At 69.7% G+C, this 25,698-nt stretch carries 24 protein-coding genes; 14 read left to right on the top strand and 10 right to left on the bottom strand.

What is annotated here, in order from left to right; genetic code table 11:
- Positions 1–11: 11 nt before the first annotated feature.
- The 9 genes from ACWEPG_RS11635 to ACWEPG_RS11595 form a co-directional block, all read right to left on the bottom strand.
- Positions 12–848, bottom strand: coding sequence for a ComEA family DNA-binding protein (locus ACWEPG_RS11635; protein ID WP_452594417.1), 837 nt, complete (start codon positions 846–848; stop codon positions 12–14).
- A gap of 87 nt (positions 849–935) precedes the next feature.
- The gene (locus ACWEPG_RS11630) at positions 936–1,823 is read right to left on the bottom strand and encodes a DegV family protein (RefSeq protein ID WP_452594416.1); all 888 of its coding nucleotides are present in this window, start codon (positions 1,821–1,823) and stop codon (positions 936–938) included.
- A 5-nt stretch (positions 1,824–1,828) separates the two neighbouring features.
- Positions 1,829–2,608 (bottom strand): diglucosylglycerate octanoyltransferase, encoded by a 780-nt coding sequence (gene octT / locus ACWEPG_RS11625; RefSeq protein ID WP_452594415.1) that lies wholly within the window; start codon positions 2,606–2,608, stop codon positions 1,829–1,831.
- Complete coding sequence (locus tag ACWEPG_RS11620) at positions 2,598–3,179, bottom strand: histidine phosphatase family protein (RefSeq protein ID WP_450112248.1); 582 nt, start codon at positions 3,177–3,179, stop codon at positions 2,598–2,600. The genes octT and ACWEPG_RS11620 overlap by 11 nt, the downstream gene beginning before the upstream one ends.
- 101 nt (positions 3,180–3,280) lie before the next feature.
- Positions 3,281–3,745, bottom strand: a complete 465-nt coding sequence (rsfS, locus tag ACWEPG_RS11615) for a ribosome silencing factor (RefSeq protein ID WP_450112138.1) — start codon at positions 3,743–3,745, stop codon at positions 3,281–3,283.
- The gene (gene nadD, locus ACWEPG_RS11610; protein WP_450112247.1) at positions 3,746–4,447 is read right to left on the bottom strand and encodes a nicotinate-nucleotide adenylyltransferase; all 702 of its coding nucleotides are present in this window, start codon (positions 4,445–4,447) and stop codon (positions 3,746–3,748) included.
- 45 nt (positions 4,448–4,492) lie between these two features.
- Positions 4,493–5,941 (bottom strand): vWA domain-containing protein, encoded by a 1,449-nt coding sequence (locus ACWEPG_RS11605; protein ID WP_450134329.1) that lies wholly within the window; start codon positions 5,939–5,941, stop codon positions 4,493–4,495.
- Between the two features lie 29 nt (positions 5,942–5,970).
- A complete protein-coding gene (locus ACWEPG_RS11600; protein ID WP_452594414.1) occupies positions 5,971–6,852 on the bottom strand; it encodes an AAA family ATPase in 882 nt (293 codons plus the stop codon).
- A gap of 23 nt (positions 6,853–6,875) precedes the next feature.
- A complete protein-coding gene (locus tag ACWEPG_RS11595; RefSeq protein ID WP_452594413.1) occupies positions 6,876–8,150 on the bottom strand; it encodes a glutamate-5-semialdehyde dehydrogenase in 1,275 nt (424 codons plus the stop codon).
- Positions 8,151–8,522: 372 nt separating this feature from the next.
- Between ACWEPG_RS11595 and ACWEPG_RS11590 the strand changes: the two genes are divergently transcribed.
- The 3 genes from ACWEPG_RS11590 to ACWEPG_RS11580 all read left to right on the top strand — a co-directional run bounded on the left by ACWEPG_RS11590 (position 8,523) and on the right by ACWEPG_RS11580 (position 12,844).
- Positions 8,523–10,001, top strand: a complete 1,479-nt coding sequence (locus tag ACWEPG_RS11590) for an MFS transporter (RefSeq protein WP_450112134.1) — start codon at positions 8,523–8,525, stop codon at positions 9,999–10,001.
- An 86-nt stretch (positions 10,002–10,087) separates the two neighbouring features.
- A complete protein-coding gene (locus ACWEPG_RS11585; RefSeq protein WP_450112133.1) occupies positions 10,088–10,978 on the top strand; it encodes a ribokinase in 891 nt (296 codons plus the stop codon).
- 75 nt (positions 10,979–11,053) lie between these two features.
- On the top strand, positions 11,054–12,844 hold the full coding sequence (locus ACWEPG_RS11580; protein WP_450112132.1) for an AMP-dependent synthetase/ligase: 1,791 nt from the start codon (positions 11,054–11,056) through the stop codon (positions 12,842–12,844).
- A gap of 35 nt (positions 12,845–12,879) precedes the next feature.
- On the opposite strand, the gene ACWEPG_RS11575 is transcribed toward ACWEPG_RS11580, so the two are convergent.
- Positions 12,880–14,100, bottom strand: coding sequence for an amidohydrolase (locus ACWEPG_RS11575; protein WP_450112131.1), 1,221 nt, complete (start codon positions 14,098–14,100; stop codon positions 12,880–12,882).
- Between the two features lie 95 nt (positions 14,101–14,195).
- On the opposite strand from ACWEPG_RS11575, the gene ACWEPG_RS11570 reads away from it, so the two are divergent.
- The 11 genes from ACWEPG_RS11570 (at position 14,196) to ACWEPG_RS11520 (ending at position 25,675) form a co-directional block, all read left to right on the top strand.
- On the top strand, positions 14,196–16,292 hold the full coding sequence (locus tag ACWEPG_RS11570) for a DEAD/DEAH box helicase (protein ID WP_452594412.1): 2,097 nt from the start codon (positions 14,196–14,198) through the stop codon (positions 16,290–16,292).
- A 278-nt stretch (positions 16,293–16,570) separates the two neighbouring features.
- Positions 16,571–17,086 carry a diaminobutyrate acetyltransferase gene (gene ectA / locus ACWEPG_RS11565; RefSeq protein WP_452594411.1) on the top strand — a complete coding sequence of 172 codons (516 nt, stop codon included), beginning with the start codon at positions 16,571–16,573 and terminating at the stop codon, positions 17,084–17,086.
- Positions 17,086–18,348, top strand: a complete 1,263-nt coding sequence (gene ectB, locus ACWEPG_RS11560; protein ID WP_450112128.1) for a diaminobutyrate--2-oxoglutarate transaminase — start codon at positions 17,086–17,088, stop codon at positions 18,346–18,348. Before ectA ends, ectB begins: the two co-directional genes overlap by 1 nt.
- A 14-nt stretch (positions 18,349–18,362) precedes the next feature.
- Entirely contained in the window at positions 18,363–18,761 is a 399-nt protein-coding gene (locus ACWEPG_RS11555; protein ID WP_450112127.1) for an ectoine synthase, read from the top strand.
- A 16-nt stretch (positions 18,762–18,777) separates the two neighbouring features.
- The gene (locus ACWEPG_RS11550) at positions 18,778–19,701 is read left to right on the top strand and encodes a D-isomer specific 2-hydroxyacid dehydrogenase family protein (protein WP_450112126.1); all 924 of its coding nucleotides are present in this window, start codon (positions 18,778–18,780) and stop codon (positions 19,699–19,701) included.
- Between the two features lie 572 nt (positions 19,702–20,273).
- Positions 20,274–21,662 carry an aromatic ring-hydroxylating oxygenase subunit alpha gene (locus ACWEPG_RS11545; protein WP_450112125.1) on the top strand — a complete coding sequence of 463 codons (1,389 nt, stop codon included), beginning with the start codon at positions 20,274–20,276 and terminating at the stop codon, positions 21,660–21,662.
- Positions 21,663–21,679: 17 nt separating this feature from the next.
- The gene (locus tag ACWEPG_RS11540) at positions 21,680–22,150 is read left to right on the top strand and encodes a hypothetical protein (RefSeq protein WP_450112124.1); all 471 of its coding nucleotides are present in this window, start codon (positions 21,680–21,682) and stop codon (positions 22,148–22,150) included.
- A 49-nt stretch (positions 22,151–22,199) separates the two neighbouring features.
- Positions 22,200–22,739, top strand: a complete 540-nt coding sequence (locus ACWEPG_RS11535; RefSeq protein ID WP_450112123.1) for a hypothetical protein — start codon at positions 22,200–22,202, stop codon at positions 22,737–22,739.
- 16 nt (positions 22,740–22,755) lie between these two features.
- Positions 22,756–23,565, top strand: a complete 810-nt coding sequence (locus tag ACWEPG_RS11530) for a TauD/TfdA dioxygenase family protein (protein ID WP_452594410.1) — start codon at positions 22,756–22,758, stop codon at positions 23,563–23,565.
- On the top strand, positions 23,562–24,275 hold the full coding sequence (locus tag ACWEPG_RS11525) for an SDR family NAD(P)-dependent oxidoreductase (protein ID WP_452594409.1): 714 nt from the start codon (positions 23,562–23,564) through the stop codon (positions 24,273–24,275). The genes ACWEPG_RS11530 and ACWEPG_RS11525 overlap by 4 nt, the downstream gene beginning before the upstream one ends.
- A gap of 20 nt (positions 24,276–24,295) precedes the next feature.
- Positions 24,296–25,675 carry an ABC transporter substrate-binding protein gene (locus ACWEPG_RS11520; protein WP_450112120.1) on the top strand — a complete coding sequence of 460 codons (1,380 nt, stop codon included), beginning with the start codon at positions 24,296–24,298 and terminating at the stop codon, positions 25,673–25,675.
- The last annotated feature ends 23 nt before the right edge of the window (positions 25,676–25,698 follow it).

Here is a 25,698-nt window from a genome sequence, read left to right as displayed (position 1 = left end):
CTGCCGGTCCGTCACCGAACCGTCACGAGGTCGCGCAGCTTCTCCAGGCGGGCCGGGCCGATGCCGTCCACCTCTCCGAGCTGCTCGACATCGGTGAACCGGCCGTTGGTGGTGCGCCAGGCGACGATCGCGGCGGCGGTGACCGGACCGACGCCGGGCAGCGCATCGAGCTGCTGCTCGGTGGCCGCGTTCAGGTTCACCGGCCCGTTCGGACCGGCCGAGGCGGCCGCAGCCGTCCCGGCACCCGGCCCGGCACCCACGGTCGCGCTGCCCGCGACCGGTGCCGCGCCGGGCGGCGGAGCGACCCCGACCAGCACCTGATCTCCATCGTTCAGTCGTTGAGCGAGGTTGAGCCCCAACAGGTCCGCCCCGTCGCGGGCACCTCCCGCAGCGGCCAGTGCGTCGGCGACCCGTGAGCCCTCCGGCAGGTGGACCAGGCCGGAGGTGTGCACGAGACCGACCACGCTGACCACGAGCTCCTCGGCCGGCGGCCCGGACGGCGCCGGGTCGGGCCGCGGCGGGTCGGTCGGCTCGTCGCCGGCGGGGACCGTCGCGGCGACCGGCAGCGGTGCCACCGTCTGCGCGACCGGACGGTCCCGCCACACCACGACCGCGCCGATCCCTGCCGCGGTCAGTGCGACGAGGGCCAGCGCGACCACCCCTCGCCGGCCGGGTGCGAAGCGCAGACGCGGACCGGACGGCTCGGGATCCGGGTCGAGCCAGCCGGGCTGCGCGTCGTCAGGTGACGGGTCGGCGCCCTCCCCCGTCCCGGGCGCCGCTGCGCCTCGTCCGGTGACGGCGTCGAGTCTGCGCCGGATCTGCTCGCGTGCCTCGTCGGTGCTGCCCATGCCCCGACGCTAGGACGGCGCTCGGAGCGAATTTCCGCGCAACGGGCGCAAACCCGCTGGGCTGTGGATGAATTCCGGCGCTGTGGACTACTCGGTGTCGCCGGTGTCCGGTGCGGGGTCGCCGACCTCCGGACCTGCGCCCGCGCCCCCCGGGACGACCAGTAGCCCGACCGCACCCGGCCCCAGATGGCTGGCGATGACCGGCCCCAACTCCGCGACGACGAACTCGCTCGCGGCCGGCAGTCGTGGGCGCAGGGCCGCGGCCACCTCGGCCGCCCGCTCGGCTGCGCCGACATGGTGCACCGCGACCGCGACGTCGCCGGGACCGGCCTGGTCGACGGCGGCGTCGACCAGCTTGGCGAGCGCCTTGGTCGCGGTGCGGGTCTTCTCCCGCAGCACCAGTTTGCCGTCGACGAGGTGCAGCACCGGCTTCATCGCGAGCGCGGTACCGAGCAGCGCGGCCGCGGCACCGATACGGCCGCCGCGACGCAGGTGGTCGAGCCGGTCGACCATGATCAGGACCCGGCCCCGGTCCGCGACCTCGACGGCCCGCTCGTAGACGGCGCGCAGTCCGCCACCCGCGCGCGCGACCCGAGCCGCCGCCAGTACTGCGAATCCCAAAGCCATTGCAGTGGACTGGGAGTCGACGATGCGAACCTTCTCCCCCAGCTCCTGCGCGGCCTGTCGGCCCGCCTCCCACGTCCCGGACAACTGCCGCGAGATGTGCACGGCGACGACGCCGTCGCCGCCGCTGTCCTCGAGCGCCTGCGCATACACGGCCGTCAGTTCGCCCGGCGAGGCGCCGGAGGTGGTCACCCCGGTACCGATGTACAGATCCTCCGGCATCGGGTCGAGCCCTTCCCGCAGGTCCTCCCCGTCGACGAGCACGTGCAACGGAACCACCCGGATGCCGAGTTCCTCGGCCAGGTCCGGGTCGAGGTAGGCCGAGGAGTCGGTGACGACGACGACGGACATCGGGCCTACCGGGCCTCGTCGACGACCGCGTGCGCGCCGTCCCCGGCGAGGACGTCGCGAATCGTGGACAGCATCGCCTCGGCGACGGCCTCGTGTCCGGCCCAGCCCCAGTGGATGCCGTCCGGGTTTCCCTCGCCGGAGAAGATGTCCGGGCGGACCGCCTGTGCCAGATCGACCAGGGGAACACCCGTTTCGGCGCTCCACTGCTCGAGCGCACGGACCGCGGCCGGCCGGCCGGCGTGCACCTTGCCGTAGGCGTCGCTCAGGTGCACCGACGGCAGGCAGCCGATCACCGGCAGTTCCGGCCGCATGTAGGCCAGCGACGTGCGGCACTCCTCGAGGTACTCCACGCTCAGCTTCGGCGGCAGCGCGACCGGCCACCCGAGCGGGGACAGTCGGGGTTGCAGCCACTGGTAGGCGTTGCGGACCTGACGGCGCAGCGCCGGCGGCCGCACGTACCGCAACTGTTCCCGCAGCGCGGTCGGCAGCGGGGACGGCAGCGAGTCCATGCCGCCGACCGCGAACACGACCGCAGCGGCCCTGGGCACCGTCGCCCACACCCGCGGATCCTGGATCAGCGCCCAGTACGCGTCCCGGCTGGTCCAGCCGATCCGCGCGACCAACTCGACGTCCCAGCCGAGTTCGGCGGCGACGAGATTCGGCCAGATCCGAGGATGGTTGGCGGGCAGGCCGCCCTTGGGTCCGAAGTACGAGAGCGAGTCGGCGATCACCAGCAGGGTCGGGCGGTCGCCCCGCCCGGGAGCCGTATCCAGGTCAGAGGACATCGCCGGCCACCCTCGCGGAGGCGTTCCACACGTCCAGGCGCCAGGACACCGCGTCGGGTTCCCCGTGCCCGGTCAACTGCACCCAACTGGTGTTGCCGAGACCGCCGAACACCGGCCAGCGGTCCACCGGCAGATCCAGCAGCGCGGCGGTCAGTGCGGCGATCAGGCCGCCGTGCGCGACCAGCACGACCGGGTCCTCGCCCCACCCCGGGCGGGCGGCGAGCAGTTCCTGCACGACCGGGACCGACCGCCTCGCGACGTCGACTCGGCTCTCCCCGCCGGGCGGAGCCCAGGTGGCGTCGGCACGCCAGGCGGCGCGGGCACCGGGATCACGCTCGTCGACCTGGGTGTGGGTGAGCCCCTGCCACTCGCCGAGGTGGGTTTCCCGCAGTCGCTGGTCGGTGGCGACGGCCAGCCCTGCATGATCACCGAGCGCGGTCGCGGTGTCCAGCGCCCGACGCAGGTCGGAGCTGACGATCTCGGCCGGGCCGCGCTCGCCCAACGCCCGGGCCGCCGACTTGGCCTGCACGCGCCCGAGCTCGGACAGGTCCGTGTCGAGCTGGCCCTGCATCCGGTCACCGGCGTTGTACTCGGTCTGCCCGTGCCGCAGCAGGATCAGTCGCCGCGGCGGGGCCGCGATCGAATGCCGCGCCGGAGACGCCGCGGCAGCTGTCACCGCCCGGACTCCGGCTCGCCCTGGTCGGCGCCGCCCAGTTCGGCGGCCTGCTCGTCCACGACGTCACCGTCGGAGTCGGCACCCCATTCGGTCGACCGCGGCTCGATGCCGTCGACCGGGACGATCGGGCAGTCCTTCCACAGCCGCTCCAGGCCGTAGAAGTTGCGCTCGTCGTCGTGCTGGACGTGGACCACCAGGTCGACGTAGTCGAGCAGCGCCCAGCGGCCCTCCCGGGTGCCCTCCTTGCGGACCGGCTTGTGCCCGGCCTCGCGGAGCTTGTCCTCGATGTTCTCCACGACTGAGTTGACCTGGCGCTCGTTGGAGGCGGAGGCGATGACGAAGCAGTCGGTGATGACCAACTGCTCGGACACGTCGAGCACCACCACGTCGTTGGCCAGCTTCTCGTCTGCGGCCAGCGCGGCGATCCGCGACATCTCGAGTGCTTCGGCGGATGCGCTCACTTAGGTGTTCTCCCGGTTCGGTTGACTGATGTTGTTCTGCGGTGCCGGCCCCGACACCGTGACCGCCCCGTCGAGGCGCTCGGCATCGCGTGGTCGGTACAGGTTGCGCTTGGAGATGTACTGCACCACCCCGTCCGGCACCAGGTACCAGACGGGCCGGTTCTCACTTGCCCGCTTCCGGCAGTCCGTGGACGAGATCGCCATGGCGGGGATCTCGACGAGGGTCAGGGCGTCCGGGCGGTCGGCGAGATGTTCGGCCAGGTGGTCGTCGCCGAGCTCGTACCCGGGCCGGCTCACACCCACGAACTTGGCCAGCTCGAACATCTCCTCCCAATTCTGCCAGGACAGGATCGTCTCGAGCGCGTCGGCGCCGGTGATGAAGAACAGGTCCGCGTCGGGGTGCTGGGAGTGCAGGTCACGGAGGGTGTCGACGGTGTAGGTGTCCTTGTGGCGGTCCACGTCGACCCGGCTGACGGAGAAGCTCGGGTTCGACGCGGTCGCGATGACCGTCATCAGGTAGCGGTCCTCGGCGGCGCTGACGTCCTTGCCCGCCTTCTGCCAGGGCTGCCCGGTCGGGACGAAGATGACCTCGTCGAGATCGAAGCGGTCGGCTACCTCACTGGCCGCGACGAGGTGTCCGTGGTGGATGGGATCGAACGTGCCACCCATCACGCCCAGCCGCCGTCGGCGCTTGCCGGCCATCTCTGCGTTTCGCACGAGGATCGAGCTTACTGGCACGGTCCGGCGTCAGATCGGCAGCAGCCCGGAGACGACGGCCGCCAACTGCTGCGCGTTGCGGCACTCGTGCATCTGCACCACGTCGGCGTACACCTTGGCGGCGGAGTCGCCGCTGCCCCACTGTCCGCGCGGCTCCGGGTTCAGCCAGTGCGTGTGCTTGGCGACGGTGGCCAGGTGTGCGAGCGACGCGACGTTCGTGTCGCGGTAGTTGTTGCGGGCGTCGCCGAGGATCAGCATCGACGTCTTCCCGGTCAGCGTGTGCGCGAACCGCTCCGCGAACACCCCGATCGCGTTGCCGTAGTCGGAGTGCCCGTCGTAGGCGATCAGGTCCGCTTCCCGGATCATCCGCGACATCGACGCGCCGAGATCGGCCCCCGAGTCGAAGAACCGGGTGACCTCGTCGGTGGTGTCGATGAACGCGAAGACCCGCACCCGGGAGAACTGCTCCCGCAGCGCGTGCACGAGCAGCAGCGTGAAGTTCGAGAACCCGGCCACCGATCCCGACACGTCGCACAGCACCACCAGCTCCGGGCGGGCGGGACGGGGCTTGCGCAGCACCAGGTCGATCGGGACCCCGCCGGTCGACATCGACTTGCGCAGGGTCTTGCGCAGGTCGATCGCCCCGGCCCGGGACCGCCTGCGGCGGGCGGCGAGCCTGCTCGCGAGCTTGCGCGCCAGCGGGCTCACGGTGCGCCGCAACGCCACCATCTCGGTGTCGGACGCGCGCAGGAAGTCGACCTCCTCCGCGAGCTTGGGCACCCCGTAGCTCGCGACCCGTTCCCTGCCGAGTTGTTCGGCGGAGCGGCGGCGGGTCTCGACCTCGACCATCTTGCGGAAGTCGGCGATCCGCTGCGCCGCCGTGCGGCGGGCGATCTCGGTGGCGTAGTCGGCGGCCTCGTGCTCGGCCTGGCCGGCGTTGCCGAGCAGGCCGTCGAGGATCCGCGACAGCAGCGTCTCCGGCGCCACGTCCCGCAGCGCCTGGTAGGCGGAGAATGAGGGCCCCTTCGAGGACTGGTACTGGCCGAGTTGCTCGACGAGTTGCGCCGTCAACTGTTCGACCCGGGCAAGTGCCTCCGGGGAACCGTCCACGAGCAGTCCGGCGATCAGCTCGCGCAGCGCCTCGAAGTCGACCTCGCCGTCCTCGCCCCGCGGGATGTCGACGTCGATCTCCCCGGTGCCGTCGGCGCGCTGACCGACCCCGGCCGGGAACCACAGGTCGAACAGGGCGTCGTAGGTGGCCCGATGGGTGGGCCTGCGCAGCAGCGCGCAGGCGAGCCCCTCCCGCAGCGCCTCCCGGTCGAGGAGGTCGAGCACCGACATCACCTGACCGGCGTCGACTGTCTCCGACGGCCCGACGGCGATCCCCCGCTTGCGCAGGGCCTCCACGAAGTCCACGAGATGCCCGGGCAGCCCGTACGGTGCCGCGGGAACCCCGGACGGGCCTGCGGTGACGGCCATGACGCCTCCTGTGTCTTCTCGCCCGCGACCTAGTTGAGGCGCAGCTCGGCGGCAGCGCGCTGCTGGTCGGACTGGTGCTTGAGGACGACGCCCATCGTGGTGCGGATCGCGTCGTCGTCGAGGGTGTCCATCCCGAGTGCGAGCAGGGTGCGACCCCAGTCGATGGTCTCCGCGACCGACGGCAGCTTCTTGAGCTGCATGCCACGCAGCACCCGGATGGTGCGCACGAGCTGTTCGGCGACCGCCTCGGGCAGCTCGGGAACCCGGCTGGCGAGAATACGGCGTTCGAGGTCGGCGTCCGGGAAGTCCAGGTGCAGGAACAGGCAGCGCCGCTTGAGCGCCTCGGACAGCTCCCGGGTGCCGTTGGAGGTCAGCACCGTGAACGGCTTGCGGGTGGCGGTGATGGTGCCGAGTTCGGGCACGGTGACCGCGAAATCACTGAGCACCTCGAGCAGCAGCCCCTCGATCTCGACGTCCGCCTTGTCGACCTCGTCGATCAGGAGCACGGTCGGGTCCTCGCGGCGGATCGCGGTCAGCAGCGGGCGTGAGAGCAGGAACTCCTCGGCGAACACGTCCTGCTTCGTCTCGTCCCACGAGTGCTCCGAGCTGGCCTGGATGCGCAGGATCTGCTTGGCGTGGTTCCACTCGTAGAGGGCGCGGGCCTCGTCCACGCCCTCGTAGCACTGCAACCGCACCAGTTCGGCGCCGGACGTCTGCGCCACGGCCCGCGACAGCTCGGTCTTGCCGACACCGGCCGGACCCTCGATGAGCAGCGGCTTGCCGAGCCGGTCGGCGAGGAACACCGCGGTGGCGGTGCCCTTGTCCGCGAGGTAGCCGGTCTCGGCGAGCCGGGCGATGACGTCGTCGACGCTGCTGAACACGGGCGGGGTGAGGGGAAGTGCTCGATCCACGATGGAACCTTTCGGGCTGGAGGTCAGGCGGGGCGGGTGTGACCGTCGCCCCACACCACCCACTTGGTGGAGGTGAGCTCGGGCAGGCCCATCGGGCCGCGGGCGTGCAGCTTCTGGGTGGAGATGCCGATCTCGGCGCCGAACCCGAACTGCTCCCCGTCGGTGAAGGCGGTCGACGCGTTGACCATGACGGCGGCCGCGTCGACGCGGGCGGTGAACTCGCGGGCCGCGGACAGGTCGTCGGTGACGATGGCCTCGGTGTGCCCGGTGCCGTAGCGGTCGATGTGCTCGACCGCCGCGTTCAGGTCGGCGACCACCTTCATCGCGACGTCCAGGGTCAGGTACTCCTCGGCCCAGTCGGCCTCGGTGGCGGGCACCTGGCCCTCCAGGTCGCCGTGGATGACGACGCTCTGCGCCTGCAGCGCCTGCGTCAGCGCGGGAACCGCGGTGTCCGCGATGGCGGCGTCGATCAGGATCGTCTCGGCGGTGTTGCACACACTGGGCCGGCGGGTCTTGGCGTTGATCACGATCTTCTCCGCCTTGACCAGGTCGGCCGCGGAGTGCACGTAGACGTGGCAGTTGCCGACACCGGTCTCGATGGTCGGCACCGTGGCGTCGCGGACGACGGCACTGATCAGTCCGGCGCCGCCACGCGGGATGACCACGTCGACGAGTCCGCGGGCCTGGATCAGGTGGGTGACGGAGGAACGGTCCTCGCTGGGCAGCAGCTGCACGGCGTCGGCGGGCAGCCCCTGTGCGGTCAGCGCGGAGCGCAACACCTCGACGAGGGCGGCGTTGGAGGTCTTGGCCGACGACGAGCCGCGCAGCAGGGCGGCGTTGCCGGACTTCAGTGCCAGACCGAACGCGTCGACGGTGACGTTGGGCCGGGCCTCGTAGACCATGCCGACCACGCCGAGCGGGACGCGCAGCTGACGGATCTCGAGGCCGTTCGGCAGGGTGGTGCCACGCACGACCTCGCCGATCGGGTCGGCGAGGCCGGCGACCTGCCGCAGACCGGAGGCGATGCCGTCGATCCGGTCGGCGGTCAGCCGCAGCCGGTCGATCAGCGATTCCTCGGTGCCGGCGGCGCGGGCGGTCTCCACGTCGACGGCGTTCGCCGCGAGCACGGTGTCGGTCGCGGCGAGGACGGCGTCGGCGGCGGCGTGCAGGGCCGCGTCCTTCTGCGCCGTGGTCAGCAGCGCCAGCGTCCGCGACGCCACGCGTGCGCGGCGCGCGGCCGCGTGCACGGCCTCCCGGACGGAGTCGGTCACCTGGGCACCCTCGTTCACCGCGGTCATGAGTACAGCGTAACGACCGCTAAGCACAGGGGTGCGGGGCGGAGTGCCCGTCACACCGCGGAGTTCGACACGCGCACGGAAGTTCGACACACACACGGGCGATTGTTAGCGTGGCTTCGTTATCCGCTGGTGGCTTCGGACCGGGTACCGCGTCGACGTGACGGTGTACCGGAACGGTTTCGGAGCATTGCCGCGAGCCAGAGCCATCCGGTGGGGGCCGGACAGAGCCACAGGGCCGCGCGCCGTCGACACCCGACCAGCACCGCCGCCGTGCGGGCGTCGAAAAGATGCGTGCATCAGGTACGTACCCCGCCGGCGCGGCACATGCCTGCCGGGCACGAGCTCGGGACGGCAGCGCTGAGGAGCGCACACATGATCCCACAATCACAGATCAGCAGCGCCGACATCACCGCGTCACCCGACGTCACCGTTGTCGACGAGTCATCGGTCAAGCGGGCCGTGAAGGCGACGATGCTCGGCAACGCGATGGAATGGTTCGACTTCGGCGTGTACGCCTACCTGGCGACCACACTCGGGAAGGTCTTCTTCCCCGAGGCCAGCGGCGTGGCACAGCTGTTGTCCACCTTCGCGATCTTCGCCGCGGCCTTCGTCGTGCGCCCACTCGGCGGGCTCTTCTTCGGGCCGCTCGGCGACCGGATCGGACGCAAGCGTGTGCTGGCCACGACGATCGTCATGATGGCCGCGAGCACGTTCGCGATCGGACTCGTTCCGAGCTACGCGTCGATCGGGGTGGCCGCACCGATCCTGCTGGTGGTGTTCCGTCTCCTGCAGGGCTTTTCAACCGGTGGCGAGTACGGCGGCGCCAGCACCTTCGTCGCCGAGTACGCCCCGGACCGCCGCCGCGGGTTCTTCGCCAGCTTCCTCGAACTCGGCACGCTCGCCGGCTACGTCGCCGCCGCAGCCCTCGTGACCACGATCCAGGCGCTGACCACGGACGAGGCCCTGGTCGGCTGGGCCTGGCGGATCCCGTTCCTGATCGCGGGCCCGCTCGGGCTGATCGGCCTGTACCTGCGTCTGCGGCTGGAGGAGACGCCGGCTTTCCGGGCGCTGGAGGACGCCCGCACCGAGACCGACGGGACCGCGGAGTCCCCCCAGGTGAGTGCGCTGGCGAAGCTGCGCGAGACCGTCACGGGCAGTTGGCGGCCGATGCTGCTGTGCATCGTCCTCGTCGCGACCTACAACATCGCGCACTACGGTCTGCTCACCTATATGCCGACCTACCTGTCGAACACCCTCGGATACGACGAGACGCACGGCCTGCTCCTGATGATCGTGGTGATGGTCGCGATGATGGCGGCGATCACCCGGGTCGGCGCACTCTCCGACCGGCTGGGCCGAAAGCCACTGCTGCTCATCGGTTTCGCCGGCTTCTTCGCCCTGTCCCTGCCGGCGTACCTGCTGATCGGACAGGGCGGCTACCTCCCGGTGATCGTCGGTCTGGCCATCCTCGGTGCGTTGCTGCTGCTGTTCGTCGGCGTCTTCCCGTCGGTGCTGCCCGCCCTGTTCCCCACCGGTGTCCGCTACGGTGCGCTCGCGATCGCGTACAACCTCGCGGTCTCACTGTTCGGCGGCACGACCCCGTTGGCGATCACGGCACTCGAGGACGCGACCGGGAGCACCCTCGTCGCACCCTTCTACATGATGGGCGCCGCCCTGATCGGTGGTTTCGCGGTCCTGCTGATCCCCGAGACCGCACGACGCCCGCTCGAGGGCTGCGCCCCCGCGGTCGCCACGGAATCCGAGGCCCGTACCGTGCTGCGGCGCCTGCGGACCCGAACCGCACACGCCGCAACCGAACTCGCCCGCCGGCCGCAGGCCGATCACGCCTGAGCAGTCACCACCCCACCATCCGACCGAATGTGGGATTCGATCACGTGAAGTGACCGAATCCCACATTCGGTCAGTACCCTGAGCTCATGTCCGGCACCGTGACCGTCCTCGGCAGCGTCAACATGGACCTCGTGGCCACCACTCCCCGAATGCCGCGTCCAGGAGAAACGGTGCTGGGCAACGGATTCCATACGGGGTCGGGCGGGAAAGGCGCCAACCAGGCGGTCGCGGCGGCACGCGCGGGCTCGGACGTCACCTTCCTCGGCGCGGTCGGCGACGACACGTTCGCCGCACCACTGCGGGCCGGCCTGGCCGACGCGGGGGTTGACGTGACACTGCTGCGCGTGGCGCCCGGACCGAGCGGGGTCGCCGCGATCACCGTCGATGCGACGGGCGAGAACTCGATCGTGGTGGTGCCCGGCGCGAACGCCACCGTCACCACCCTGACCGAGGCGGACCTCGCCGCCGTCGCACGCGCGGACGTGCTGCTGTGCCAGCTCGAACTGCCGGTCCCGACGGTCACCGCCGCTGCCGAGCACGCCCGCGCCGCGGGCACCACGGTGTTCCTGAATCCGTCTCCGGCGGGTCCGCTTCCGGATGCGCTCGTCGCCGCCGTGGATGTGCTCGTCGTCAACGAGACGGAGGCCGGCCAGCTCGGCGAAGCCACCCTGGACCGGGTGCCCCACCTGATCACGACACTGGGCGGTCGAGGCGCCCGCTGGCGAGGACCCGACGGTGCCTCGGCGCACGCCGAGGCACACGCCGTCGCGGTCGTCGACACCACCGGCGCCGGCGACGCGTTCACCGGCACCCTCGCCGCGTCGTGGCACCTCGGTCCGACGGCGGCGCTGCAGCGCGCGACCGCGGCCGGGGCACTGGCGACCACCCGACCCGGCGCGGCGGCGTCCTCCCCCACCGCCGCGGAGGTGGACGATCTGCTCGCGCGACATCCGGACGCCAAATCGATGCGCAACTAGTTCGCCTGGCATACCATCGCCCCACTGCGGCCAGAGTGAGTCAGATCACATGCCGCCCGTCGAATGGGGTACCGGATGAACCGGACAGTTGCGGGCACGACCATCGCGGATCTCGCGTTCCGTGCCGCCGAGGCGTACGGCAACCGTCCCGCCGCGCGCTGGCAGAGCACACCGGACCAGTGGGAAGAGATCAACTACCGGGAGCTCGCCGACCGGGTCACCGACTTCGGGGCCGGCCTGATCGACCTCGGGCTGTCTCCCGGCGACCGCGTCGCGGTCCTCGGAGCCACCCGCCCGGACTGGTCGATCGCACACCTGGCGATCGTCGCGGCGGGCGGCGTGCACGTCTCGGTCTACCCGACCAACTCCGCGGAGGAATGCGCGTGGGTGGTGGGCAATTCGGAGGCCCGCGGCATCGTCTGCGAGAACGCCGAGCAGGTCGCCAAGATCGCGGCCGTCCGCGACCAGCTCCCGGCTCTGGAGTGGATCGTCGTCCAGGGCGGTGAGGCGGCGGGTGCGGTGCCGGCGGACGAGATCCGCGAACGGGGCCGCGCGGCCGGCGCCGAGGAACTGCGGCGACGTTCGGCCGCGGTCGATCCGTCGGATCCGTACGTGTTCATGTACACCTCGGGCACCACGGGGCCGCCGAAGGGCTGCGTTCTCTCCCACGGCAACTACCGCGCGATCATGACCGCGAATGTCGCCCTGGACGAGATCGAGGGCATCGAATCCGACGAGGACATGGTGCTGTACCTGTTCCTGCCGCTCGCGCACGCATTCGCGCTGCTCTTCCAACTGCTGGCGTTCGACCGCGGCGGGGTCATCGCCTACTGGGGCGGCGACACCGCCCGCATCGTCGCCGAGGTGATGCAGGTGCGGCCCACCCATCTGCCGTCGGTGCCGCGCGTGTTCGAGAAGGTCTACACCCTGGCGGTCGGATCCAAGCCTGCCGAGGAGCGTGACCGGATCCTCGCCGCCGCGGCACTCGGGGTCCGGGTGCGGGACATGGAGCAGGCGGGCGAACCGGTGCCCGCCGAGTTGAGGACGCAGTTCGACGCCGCCGATGCCGCACTGTTCCAGGGCGTGCGGGCCCTGTTCGGCGGCAACCTCGATCTCGCGATCACGGGAGCCGCCCCGATCTCGAAGGAGATCCTCGAGTTCTTCTACGGCTGCGGCGTGCCGCTGATGGAGGGCTTCGGAATGACCGAGACCTCCACGGGCGCGACGGTGAACACCGCCCGGAACCACCGGTTCGGCACCGTCGGCCGGACGCTGCCCGGCATCGAGGCCCGGGTCGCCGAGGACGGCGAGCTCCTACTCAAGGGCGGCAACATCTTCCAGGGCTACTACAAGATGGAGGACGCGTCGTTCGGGGCGATCACCGACGGCTGGTTGCACACCGGCGACCTCGCGTCGATCGACGAGGACGGCTACGTCTCGATCATCGGCCGTAAGAAGGACATCATCGTCACCTCAGGCGGCAAGAACCTGACACCGGCGAACCTGGAGAACGATCTCAAGCGCTCACCCTGGATCAGCCAGGCCGTCATGCACGGCGACCGCCGCCCCTACCCGGTGGTGCTGGTGACCCTCGACCCGGAGACGGTACTGCCCTGGGCGCAGGCCCAGGGCCTCCCGGATTCGATCGCCGCGCTGTCGACACACCCGACCGTCGTCGATCTCGTCCAGCAGGCTGTGGACGCCGCGAACGCCAAACTGGCTCAGCCCGAACAGGTCAAGAAGTTCGCCATCGCCGACCGGGACCTGTCCCAGGAGACCGGCGAGCTGACCCCGACCCTGAAGATCAAACGGAAGGTGGTCGGCGAGAACTTCGCCGCCGTGTTCGACGCGATGTACACGGACTGACCCGCCGGGAGGCGGCGCCCACCCCGGCGCCGCCGTCAGTCCAGCCACTCCAGCGCGGCCGTCACCAGCGCCGCCACCCCGGTGTCCAGGGTGGGCCGGATCGCGGGGGCGAACTGCGGGGAGTGGTTGGACGGCAGCGGCGTTCCGTCGCTCATGTCGAACCCGCCGAAGAACCAGTAGGCGAGCGGGATTCCGAGTTCGGTGGCGAGGTCGCCGACGTCCTCGCTGCCCGCGACGGGCCCGATCTCGAACACCTTGTCGTCGCCGAGCAGGCCGCGCAGCACCCCGAGGGTGCGCCGGGTGGCGTCGGCGTCGTTCACGGTGAGCGGGAAGCTGTTCAGCTCGGTGATCTCCGGCTGCATCGGGGCACCGGACGCGTCGGCCTCGGCGTTGGCGATCCGGGTGATGCCCTCGGCGAGCTGCTCGGCGACGTGGGTGTCGAAGGCTCGGGTGTTGACCTTGAGCACCGCCTCGTCCGGGATGACGTTCTCCTTGGTGCCTGCCTGGAACGAGCCGACGGTGACCACGGCCGGGTTGGTCGGCGACACCTCACGCGAGACCAGGGTCTGCAGCCGCATCACGGTCGAGGCGCCCATCACGACCGGATCGATCGTGTGGTCGGGCATCGACCCGTGCCCGCCGCGGCCGAACATCCGGATCTGCACGCTGCGCGCCGCGGCCATCGCGGTGCCGGGGCTGGCGAACACGGTGCCCACCGGGCCCGGCATGACGTGCTGGCCGAGCACCACCGACGGGGCGGGGATCTTCGAGTAGAGACCGTCGTCGATCATCCGGCGGGCGCCGTCGCCGAGCTCCTCGGCGGGCTGGAACAGCGCGACGAGAGTGCCCGACCACTGCTCCCGCCCGGCGGCGAGCAGGTCCGCGGCACCGAGCAGGCAGGTGACGTGCATGTCGTGACCGCACGCGTGCATCACCGGCACTGTGTCGCCCGCGCCGTCGACCGCGGTGGCGGTGGACGCGTACTCGAGCCCCGTGTCCTCGCGGACCGGCAACGCGTCCATGTCGGCCCGCAGCAGCACCACCGGCCCGTCGCCGTTCCGCAGCACCCCGACCACGCCGGTGCCTCCGATGCCGGCCGTCACCTCGTACCCGGACGCGGCGAGCCGCTCGGCGACGATTCCCGCCGTGCGGTGTTCGGCGTGCGAGAGCTCGGGATGCGCGTGCAGGTCTCGGTAGAGGTCGACCAGCTCGGCGGCGAGCGCGTCGAAACCCGACAGAATCGTGTGATCGGTCACGTCCATCCATCAGGCCTACCACGCCGTAGCGGATTTCGGCGTCAGGTCCCGGCAGGCGGTCATCGTTGTCGGCGTCGTCGGGCACGATGGACGCCATGACCTCAGCCACCACGGATCTACGCGCCGACGCCGAAGCCCTGCTACGGGAACTCGCAGGCCCGGACGCACGGCTGCGGGAGGACCAGTGGGTCGCCATCGAGGCGCTGGTCGTCCAGCGGCGGCGCGCACTGGTCGTGCAGCGCACCGGCTGGGGCAAGTCCGCGGTGTACTTCATCTCCGCGAAGCTGCTGCGGGCCCGCGGGCACGGCCCGACCGTCATCGTCTCGCCGCTGCTGGCGTTGATGCGCAACCAGGTCGACTCCGCCGCACGCGCCGGGGTGCGGGCGGCGACGATCAACTCCGGCAACGTCACCGAGTGGGACGAGATCCACCAGCGCATCGCGGACCGCGAGGTGGACGTGCTGCTGGTCAGCCCCGAACGGTTGAACAACCCCGACTTCCGGGACCAGGTGCTGCCGTCCCTGGCCGCGGACGCCGGCCTCGTCGTGGTCGACGAGGCCCACTGCGTCTCCGACTGGGGCCATGACTTCCGTCCCGACTACCGGCGCATCCGCACCCTGATCGCCGAACTGGGCGACGGCATCCCGGTGCTGGCCACCACCGCGACCGCCAACGACCGGGTGGTCGCGGACGTCTCCGCCCAGCTCGGCGTCGGCGGCGCCGAGACGCTGGTGCTGCGCGGTGGACTCGAACGCGAGTCGCTGTCGCTGTCGGTGGTCCGTATCGACGAGGCGACCGAGCGGGCGGCCTGGCTCGGGCAACGGCTCGACTCGCTGCCCGGGTCGGGCATCATCTACACCCTCACGGTGTCCGCGGCCCGCGACCTCGCCGCGCTGCTGGCCGAGCAGGGGCACACCGTCGCCGCGTACACCGGGCAAACCGACACCGCCGAGCGTGAGCAACTCGAGGCGGACCTGTTGAACAACCGGGTCAAGGCACTGGTCGCAACGTCGGCCCTCGGGATGGGCTTCGACAAGCCCGACCTGGGGTTCGTCGTGCACCTGGGGGCGCCGTCCTCCCCGATCTCGTACTACCAGCAGGTCGGCCGCGCCGGCCGCTCCACCGACCGCGCCGAGGTGGTGCTGCTGCCCGGGCACGAGGATCGGCAGATCTGGAGTTACTTTGCCTCCGTTGCCTTCCCGCGCGAGCACGTGGTGCGGCGCGTGCTCGAGGTGCTCGACCCCGAGCGTCCTCAGTCCACGCAGGCCCTCGAACCGCTGGTCGAGCTGAACCGGTCGCGGCTGGAGATGGTGCTCAAGGTGCTCGATGTGGACGGGGCGGTCCGCCGGGTGCGCGGCGGCTGGATCGGCACCGGGCAGCCGTGGGTGTACGACGCACCGCGCTACGAGCGGCTCGAGCGGGCCCGGTCGGCCGAGCAGCAGGCGATGGTCGACTATCAAACCACGTCGATGTGCCGGATGGAGTTCTTGCGTCGCCAGCTCGACGACCCGCTGCTGTCGGACGGTGCGGCGCCGTGCGGTCGCTGCGACAACTGCACCGGCGTCGCCGTCGACGCCACCGTCGACGCGGAGTCGATCGCCCGGGCGAGGGCCCGCCTGGACCGCCCCGGTGTGGACCTGGCGCCCCGCAAACAGTGGCCGACCGGCCTGGCGAAGCTCGGAGTCTCGTTGTCCGGGAAGATCACCGACGGCCCGGAGACCGGGCGGGTGCTCGGCAGGCTGTCCGACCTCGGCTGGGGTCAGCGACTGCGCGCAGTGTTCGACGGCCCGGACGGTCCCGTCCCGGACGCCGTGGTCGACGCCGCGATCAAGGTGCTGGCGTCCTGGGACTGGGCAGTGCGCCCGACGTCGGTGATCGCGCTCGAGTCCGAGTCCCGACCGCAGCTGGTGTCGTCGCTTGCGGCCCGGCTGGCGCAGGTGGGCCGGCTGACCGATCTCGGCGTCCTGCCCCGCACACCCGGCCACCCCCCGGTGTCGGCGGCGAATTCCGCGTACCGCGTCGCCGGGCTGGCGGGCGCGTGGACGGCACCGGACCTGACCGCGGTCAGCGGGCCGATCCTGCTCGTCGACGACCTGTCGGACACCGGCTGGACGTTGACGATGGCGGCGCGCGAACTCCGGTCGGCGGGCGCCGACGCCGTCCTGCCGTTCGCGTTGGCGAGCGTCAGCTGATCGAGCCGCGGACGGCCCCTGACGACGGTGGCCGTCCGCCTGTCGGGTGCCGCGCCGACGAGGTCCGCGAGGACGACCACAATCGCCCGAAACACCCCGAGCGCTACACAATGTGTCGCACATCACATCCATGGTCTCACCAGCATCGAACCCGGCGTGTTGCAACCAATTTCGCATCACGGGGGTGAAACGGCCGTGCTCCCGTTGTTACGTTCGGATTGCATATGAAGCCAGCTACGGAGAGCAGTACCCCAACCCTGTCACTTCACCCGCCGACGATGACGGACGACCCGAGGCACCGGGCGACCGCCTGCCGCAGGCCGACGGTCGCCGACGGAACCAGGATGTGGGAGATCGCCCGCGACTCGCGAGTGCTCGATCTCAATTCCAGCTACTCCTACCTGTTGTGGTGCAGAGATTTCCACGACAGCTCCACCGTCGCCGAGATCGACGGTCGCGTCGTCGGGTTCGTCACCGGATTCGTCCGGCCACAGGACCCGCAGACCGTGTTCGTCTGGCAGGTCGCCGTCGACGAGAGCGCACGCGGCCAGGGAGTGGCCGCCGCGATGCTCGGCGACCTCCTCGATCACCTTGCACACCAGGGGATCACCCGCCTGGAAACGACGATCAGCCCGGACAACACCGCGTCGATCGCCCTGTTCACGGCATTGGCCCGCAACCGCTACACCACCATCACGAAGCGAGAACTTTTCACCCCCAATCACTTTCCCGATACGCACGAATCCGAAGAGCTCTACGTCGTCGGGGACGAGAGCACCGAAGGAGCGCGATGATGACCACCGCAGTCGACACCAGCATCTTCACCACCCTCGAATCCGAGGTCCGCAGCTACAGCCGGTCCTGGCCGACCGTCTTCGAGTCCGCGTCCGGGTCCTGGCTGCGCGCCGAGGACGGTCGCGAGTACCTGGACTTCTTCGCCGGGGCAGGCGCACTGAACTACGGCCACAACAACCCGGTCCTCAAGCGGGCCCTCCTCGACTACATCGACGCCAACGGCATCACCCACGGCCTCGACATGCACACCGTCGCCAAGCGGCGCTTTCTCGAGACCTTCGAGGACCTCGTCCTGACGCCGCGCCGACTCGACTACAAGGTCCAGTTCCCCGGACCCACCGGCACCAACGCGGTCGAATCGGCGCTCAAGCTCGCCCGCAAGGTCACCGGACGCGAGTCGATCGTCAACTTCACCAACGCCTTCCACGGCATGACCCTCGGGTCCCTCTCTGTCACGGGCAACTCCATGAAGCGTGCGGGCGCGGGGGTCCCCCTCGTCCACTCCACGCCGATGCCGTTCGACAACTACTTCGACGGCGAGATGCCCGACTTCCACTGGTTCGAGCGCGTCCTGGACGACGCGGGCAGTGGCCTCAACCGGCCCGCCGCCGTGATCGTCGAGACCGTCCAGGGCGAGGGGGGCGTCAACGTCGCCCGCCCCGAGTGGCTCCGCGCCCTCGCCGACCTGTGCTCCTCGCGCGGGATCCTGCTCATCGTCGACGACGTCCAGATGGGCTGCGGTCGCACCGGCCCGTTCTTCTCATTCGAGATCGCCGGTATCACGCCCGACATCGTCACCCTCTCGAAGTCCATCGGCGGCTACGGCCTTCCGATGGCCCTGACCCTGTTCAAGCCGGAACTCGACGTCTGGTCCCCCGGCGAACACAACGGCACCTTCCGTGGCAACAACCCCGCCTTCGTCACGGCCACCGCCGCGCTCGAGCAGTACTGGTCCGACGATCTGCTCCAGCTGTCCACCGCGTCCAAGGGCCGGCGGATCGGGGAGATCTTCGCCAACCTCGCGGATTCGTTCGACGGCGTCAGCACCCGCGGTCGCGGAATGGTGCAGGGCCTGGTGTTCGACGATCCGGGCAAGGCGGTGAAGGTGTGCGGCCTCGCATACGACGAGGGCCTGTTGGCCGAGACCTCGGGCCCGTCGGACGAGGTCGTGAAACTTCTTCCGCCCCTGACGATCACGAGCGACGAATTGAACCACGGCCTGAGCATTCTCGCCGAAGCCACTGCCAAGGTCTGCGCCTGACGAGGAGATTTCCCATGATCGTTCGCACCACCGATGAGATCACCGACACCGACCGCGACATCACGAGCGCCGACGGCAACTGGCGTTCCAAGCGCATCGTGCTCGCCGGCGACGGCGTCGGGTTCTCCTTCCACGAGACCACCATCGCCCCCGGCTCGGTCAACGAGTTCCACTACGCCAACCACATCGAGGCCGTCTGGCTGATCGAGGGCGACGGCATCCTCACCGACCTGGACAGCGGCGAGGTGCACGAACTGCGGCCGGGCACCATGTACCTGCTCGACGGCCACGAACGGCACCGCGTCGAACCGGTCACGCAGATGCGGATGCTGTGCGTGTTCAACCCCCCGGTCACCGGCCGGGAGGTGCACGACGAGAATGGCGCCTACCCGCTGATCGAGATGCCCGCCTGACGTTCAGGAGTACGCCATGACGCCCGTGCCCGTCGCCCTCGGACCTCACGCCGATCCGGCCCTGATGGACGCGATCGTCCGCGCCGGCGGACAGTGGTCACCGATGGAGGGGGCACGGGCGTTGGTCTGGGACGCCGGGCCGGAGAGGTTCCCCGAGACGCTGCCGGAGTCGATCCGCTGGGTGCAGCTCTACTCGGCCGGGGTCGAGGAGTGGTTCGCCGCGGGCATCATCGCCCGCCATCCGGGAGTCGAATGGACCTCCGCGGCGGGGGCGTTCGCGGCCACCGTCGCCGAGCACGCGCTCACTCTGCTGCTTGCGGGTGTGCGTTCGCTCCCCGACCAGATCACCGCGACAAGTTGGCGGCAGCAGGAGTTCTTCGGCCGGGTCGGGACGCTGCGTGGCAGCCGGGTCGGCATCCTCGGCGCCGGCGGCATCGGCCGCGCGCTGGTCCCGATGCTGACGGCGGTCGGCGCGACCGTGGTGGCGGTGAACCGGTCCGGAACACCGGTACCCGGCGCCGAGGTGACGCTGCCCGCCGAGCGCACCGACGAGATGTGGAGCCAGGTCGACCATGTCGTGATCGCGGCCCCCGCGACCGCCGACACCCGGCACCTGGTCGGTGCCGAGCAGTTGCGGCGGCTGGGCCCCCGGTCCTGGGTGATCAACGTGGCGCGCGGCTCCCTCGTCGACACCGACGCCCTCGTCACCGCGCTGCGCGACGGCACGATCGGCGGTGCCGGGCTCGACGTCACCGACCCCGAACCGCTGCCCGACGGGCATCCGCTGTGGGCCCTGCCGAACGCCATCATCACCCCGCACTGCTCGAACCCGCCGGCGGTGCGGCCCCCGGCATTCGCCGAGCACGTCGCCGCCAATGTCGCCCGCTTCGCGGGCGGCGAGCCGCTGGTCGCCCGGATCGACCCGTCGACCGGTTACTGACCGGCCAACTGACACGCTCCCCCGCGCCCCGGGTGGCAACCGGTTGCACTCGCACCGGTCGCCACCCGGGGCGCACTGCTGTCTCGTGCCGAATCCGCCGAATCCCATTGACAACCCCGGACCGCTGTGGTCATCATGAATTAATCAATCACGCGATTGATTTTAGGGGATGGGGGTCCGCGCCCACCGCGCGAACCCGACGCACAGTCCGGCGACACCGGCGCGGTCACACCACCCCCGCCCGTGAGCACGTCAGCCCGTAGACAGCTTCACCTCGACCACGGCGTCGCGCCCTCGACGCACGGGGAGAGAGCCAGTCCCGCACGTGATCTGCGGTCTCCGTTTCGATCGGAAACCGGCACCACTCACCACCAGTTGTACGACCGTCAGCGGTCCCCGGCACCAGCCATCGCGCGCTCGTGCCGTAGGGGCATGCCTCGACGTGTCCACACCTGTCTCGTAACCATCTGCGCCACAGACAGTTCCTTCACCGACACCCGGCGTACGGGTGCCGGTGAACACACAGCCCTCCCCCGACACCGGGGTGCTCACCACCAAGAGGAGCGATTTCGATGCAGTCCGTATCAACGACACCCGACTCGGCACAGCCCCCGCGTCCGGGCGACTGGGTGGACACCGGTCGCGGCCTGGCCGACATCGGACCCGACGAGTTCACCATGCGCGTTCCCACCGACCGCTACACCTCCCGCGAATACGCCGACCGGGAACGCGAAGCGGTCTGGATGAAGATCTGGCAGATCGCCGGTCGCGTCGACGAGCTGCCCGCGGTCGGCGACTGGAAGGTCTACCAGATTCTGGACCAGTCCTTCATCCTCGTGCGCGGCAAGGACGAGCGGATCAGGGGCTTCGTCAACGCCTGCCGACACCGGGGCAACCCGCTGTGCGCCGGCCGGGGAAACTCGAAGCGATTCCTGTGCCAGTACCACCTGTGGTCCTACGATCTCGACGGCACACTGCGCGGCGTCCTGCACGAGAAGGTGCTCGGACCGATCGACAAGGACGAGAACTCACTGCTCGAGGTCTCGGTCGACACCTTCGCCGGGTTCGTCTTCCTCAATCCCGACCCGGACGCGGAACCACTGGCCGACTTCCTCGGCCCCGAGGTCCGCGCGATGCTCGAGCCGTATCACCTCGAGGACATGGTCACGGTCATGAACGTCCGCGAGGGACTGGACTGCAACTGGAAGGTGGTCATCGACGCCTTCTCCGAGGGTTATCACATCTCCGGAATCCACCCCCAGTTGCTCAGGGCGATCACGATCGACCCGACGATGAGCCGTTACCGCTTCCTGGACAAGCACATCGTCTCGTGCGCGCCGTTCGAGGTCGCGCAGGTCGGTGACGCCGGCCCCGAGGAACAGGTCGAAGGAATCCGCGAACTCCCCGAAACCTTCCCCTCTCTCACCGCGATCCTGCCCCGATTCGAGGAACTCGTCGACGCGCACCGCACCGAGGGCAGCCCGCTGACCTTCCCGGACGGAGTGACCGCCCGGACGATTCTGCAGGAAGCGACCCGGGACACCCTGACCGCGATGGGCCTGGACGTCAGCGAGCTCACCGATGCGCAGATGAGCGACAACCACGGATGGGTGCTATTCCCCAACTTCTTCATGACGATCCGGGCCGGCGAGGCCACCGTCATCATGGCTCTGCCCGATCCGGACGGCGACCCGAACCGCTGCATCTGGCACGTCACGAGCTACATGTGGCTGCCACAGGAGTTGCGTGACGCCTACCGCGCCGAACCGATCGAGGTCGACGAGCCGGGGAGCTTCAAGTACTTCCTCGCCCTCCAGCAGGACTACGAGCAGATGCCGCGACAGCAACGGGGTCTGCGCAATCGCGCACTCGACCACCTCACCCTGGTCAAGGAGGAAGTCGTCATCGCGCACTACCACGCCGTCGTCGACCGCTACCTCGCGGCAGCCGCGACGTCCTGAGACGGGAGCAGAAACCCATGACCGAAAAGCGAATCGAAGACGTCTTCGACGAGCACACCGGGCGCGCACGCCGCGTCCTCGAGTACGGCCTCACCACCAAACGTCTCGTCGACGAGGCGAAGAAGCCCGGCTTCACCACCGACAGCTGGGCGCCGCTGGCTCGCCTGGTGGCAGTCGACGAGTTCGAGCGTGTGGGGAACTTCAAGGAAGTGATGGACTGGACCGGCTACGTCGAGTTCCTCACCAACTGGGCCACATCCTCCGACTGGGACTGCTCGTTCAAGCGCGTCACCGAGACGCCGGACGCGGTGTTCCTCGAACTCGAAGAACGCAGCACCATCGGCGATTTCAGCAGCGTCGTCAACTCGGTGTCGGTGTACGAGTTCGACGACTCGGACAGGATCCGCCACATCGACGTCTACCTGCAGATGGCACTGCCGGAGAACGGGATGCTCGAGAGCTACGAGGGCGTCGAGATCTCGGGATGACCGGTTGCCTGCACCCAGCATTCACAACATTCGAGTGAGGAGACCGAAAGTGGAATTGGAAGAACGCATCGCACGCCATCGCGCCATGGCCGAGGGGTACGGCAACGCATACCTGCGTCAAGGTGTGCAGGACGGCGAGGAGTACACCGACGAAAACGGCCCGGGTGCGTGGAAGTTCGCGCCCGACGCGATCTACACCTCGCCCTACTTCACCGGCGAGCAGGTGATCCTCATGAGCGAGGTCGCCGAGGACACGGCCCGGACCTCCACGCTGGAGGCCAAGGCGTACTCGCTGACCTTCCCGGACTGGAAGCCGGTGAGCTTCAAGCACTGGCCGGCCGAGAACGGCTTCGTCATGAAGACCCGCTGGCAGGGCACCACGGTCGACGGCGTCTCGATGGGCTTCTACTCGTACAGTTTCGTCGAGACCAACGACGACGCCGAGATCACCCGCTGGGAGACCCACGTCAACGACGAGTACAGCCCCTTCCTCGAGGTCGCGATCGGAGTGAGCGGGCCGTTCCACGGCCAGACCGCGTACATGGAGGCGGTACACCGCTGCCTCGACCGAGCCGGCGTGTCCCTGTGAGCCGGAGGGGAATCCGATGATGGCGACGAAAGCCCTGACCGCCACCTTCGGTGTCGAGGTGACCGGCAACGTCGATCTCACCGACGACACCGTCGTCGCGCGTCTCACCGAGGCCCTGCGGTGGCGCGGCGTCCTGGTGGTGCGGGGACTGCACCTCGACGACGAGGCACAGCTCGCCTTCAGCCGGCGATTCGGCGAGGTGGTGCAACCACGGACGGGCATGGAACTGATGACCGTCTCCCTCGATCCCGCGGTCAGCCGGTCGGCCGAGTACCTCCACGCCACCCTGAACTGGCACATCGACGACACCTGCAGTGACGTACCGGCGAAGGTGACGGTGCTGACCTGCCGGCAGCCCGCAGCGACCGGCGGTGGCACGGAGTTCGCCAGCACCTACGCGGCCTACGAGGCACTGCCGGAGGCGGAACGCAAACGGTACGAAGGACTTCGGGTGCTACACAGTTTCGAGGCGGCGCAGCGCACCGCCTGCCCCGATCCGACGGACGAACAGCTCGCCGGCTGGCGGACGCTGCCCACCCACGAGTCGTCGCTGATCTGGGAACGCCGCGACGGCCGCCGATCGCTCGTGATCGGTGCTACCGCCGACCACGTCGTCGGGATGGACCCGGTCGAGAGCCGCGCCCTGCTCGACGAGGTGCAGGAGTGGGCGACGCAGGAACGCTTCTGCCACACCCACGAGTGGGAGGCCGGGGACATGGTGGTGTGGGACAACACCGGGATGCTGCACCGTGCCCTGCCCTACGACGCGTCGTCCGAACGTCTCATGCGGCGCAGCACCGTCGTCGGTGACGAGCCGTGGACGTGAGCACAGCGCGGACCGCGGTGGTCACCGGAGGCGGGTCCGGCATCGGGAAGTCGGTCGCACAGCGGCTGCGGCTGGACGGACACCGGGTCGCGGTGTTCGACCTGGCGCCGGCCGACGACGAGCACGGCTACGTCGTGGACGTCACCGACCGGGACCGGGTGGAGGAGGCCCTCGCCGAGGTCCGCGAGCGGTTCGGGCCGGTGACGATCCTGGTCAACGGGGCGGGGAACGAGGTGTTCGGACCGTTCCGCAAGCTGACCTTCGAGCAATGGCGGGCGACGATCGACGTCAACCTGCACGGCGTCTTCCACTGCACCCAGGCCACGCTGCCCGACATGGTCGAAGCGGGCTGGGGCCGGATCGTCAACATCTCCTCGTCCAGTACCCATTCGGGCCAGCCGTTCATGTCCTCGTATGTCGCCGCGAAGTCCGGGGTGAACGGCCTGACCAAGGCGCTCGCACTGGAGTACGGCCCGCGGGGTGTCACGGTCAACGCCGTCCCTCCGGGGTTCGTCGACACCCCGATGCTGCGCCGGGCCGAGTCCCGCGGTCAGCTGGGCGGCACCGTGGACGAGCACATCGCACGCACCCCGGTCCGCCGGGCGGGCCGGCCCGAGGACATCGCCGCCGCGTGCTCGTTCCTCGCGTCCGAGGAAGCCGGCTACATCACCGGCCAGATTCTCGGCGTGAACGGCGGGCGCAACACCTAGGCCGAGAGAAGGAGCCATCGTTGAAACGACACAAGGTAGTGGTAGCGCTGGCGGCGACGGCCGTGCTGGTCGCCGGATGCAGCGGCCGCAGCGGTAGCGTGGAATCCGATGCGGGGCCCGCGAAGTCGCCCTCGGGGGCTGCGGCCTCCGCCGATTTCGGTGATCTGACGGACATCTGTCAGCCCGGAGACGCCTCGAGTGCGTCCGCCCAGGGCGTCACCGCCGACGCAATCCAGGTCGGGGTGTTCTCCGACATCGGATTCACGAAGAACTCCGAGTTCGTCGACGCCGCAAAGGTGTTCACGTCGTGGTGCAACGACGCCGGCGGCATCAACGGCCGCAAGATCGTCGCGGAGACCCGCGATGCGAAGCTGATGGAGCCGCGGCAGCGGATGATCGAAGCGTGCCGGGAGGACTTCGCACTGGTCGGCGGCGGCGCGGGCCTCGATGCCCTCGGCGTCAAGGAACGGCTCAGCTGCCTGTTGCCGAGCTTTCCTGCCCAGGTGGTCCAGGAACGGTCCGCAGGCGCCGACCTCGAGATAAGTGCATCGCCGGCGAAGATCCCGGGATACGACAACTACGCCGGGTTCCGCACGTGGACGCTGAACGAGGCGTATCCGGACTCCAAGGCGGCCGTCGGCATGATCAACGGCGACTCGGCCGTCACCAAGGTCCTCGGTCAGATGAACGCCGAGACGCTCGCATCCATGGGTGCGACGGTCGTCTACGACGAGCTGTACCCGGCCATGGGGGTGTCGGACTGGACGCCATACGCCCAGGCCATCAAGAGCAAGGGCGTCAAGGGTCTCATCTTCATGGGAACCTGGGAGCAACTCGCGAAGCTCGAGGACGTCCTCACCGCCATGGACTACAAGCTCGACTGGATCGACGCGAACAACAACGCCTACAACCCCCAGTTCATCGAATTGCTGGGCAAGTCCGCAGATTTCCAGAACAACGTCGTCGACCTCAGCGGCATGACCCCGTTGGAGAGCGACGACCCCACCGTTGCCGAACTCCGGTCGCTGTACGACAAGTACGCGCCGGACGCGAAGATCACACTGCCCGCCATGCGGGCGTGGTCGTCCTGGTTGCTGTTCGCCAAGGCGGCGTCACACTGCGGTGACGACCTCACCCGCGCGTGTGTGTTCAACCAGGCACAGCAGGAGACCGCCTGGACCGGAGGCGGATTGCACGCCGCGGCAAACCTGGCCGAACCGATTCCGCCGCAACCCTGTTTCAACGTCGAGCGCGCGACGTCCAGTGGATGGACCGCCGCGGACTTCAATCCCGACAACGGCATCTACCGCTGCGACATTCCGCCTCGCAAGTACACGGCCGATTTCGGTCAGCCGATGACCCTCGCCGATGTCGGCCTGAGCCAGAGCGACTTTCGCTGACAGCACGGCGTGACCAACAGCGC

This window comes from Rhodococcus sp. NPDC004095 (assembly GCF_053604015.1).
Note: the sequence above shows the minus strand (reverse complement) of the source record. Positions and strands in the feature narration are given on the sequence as shown.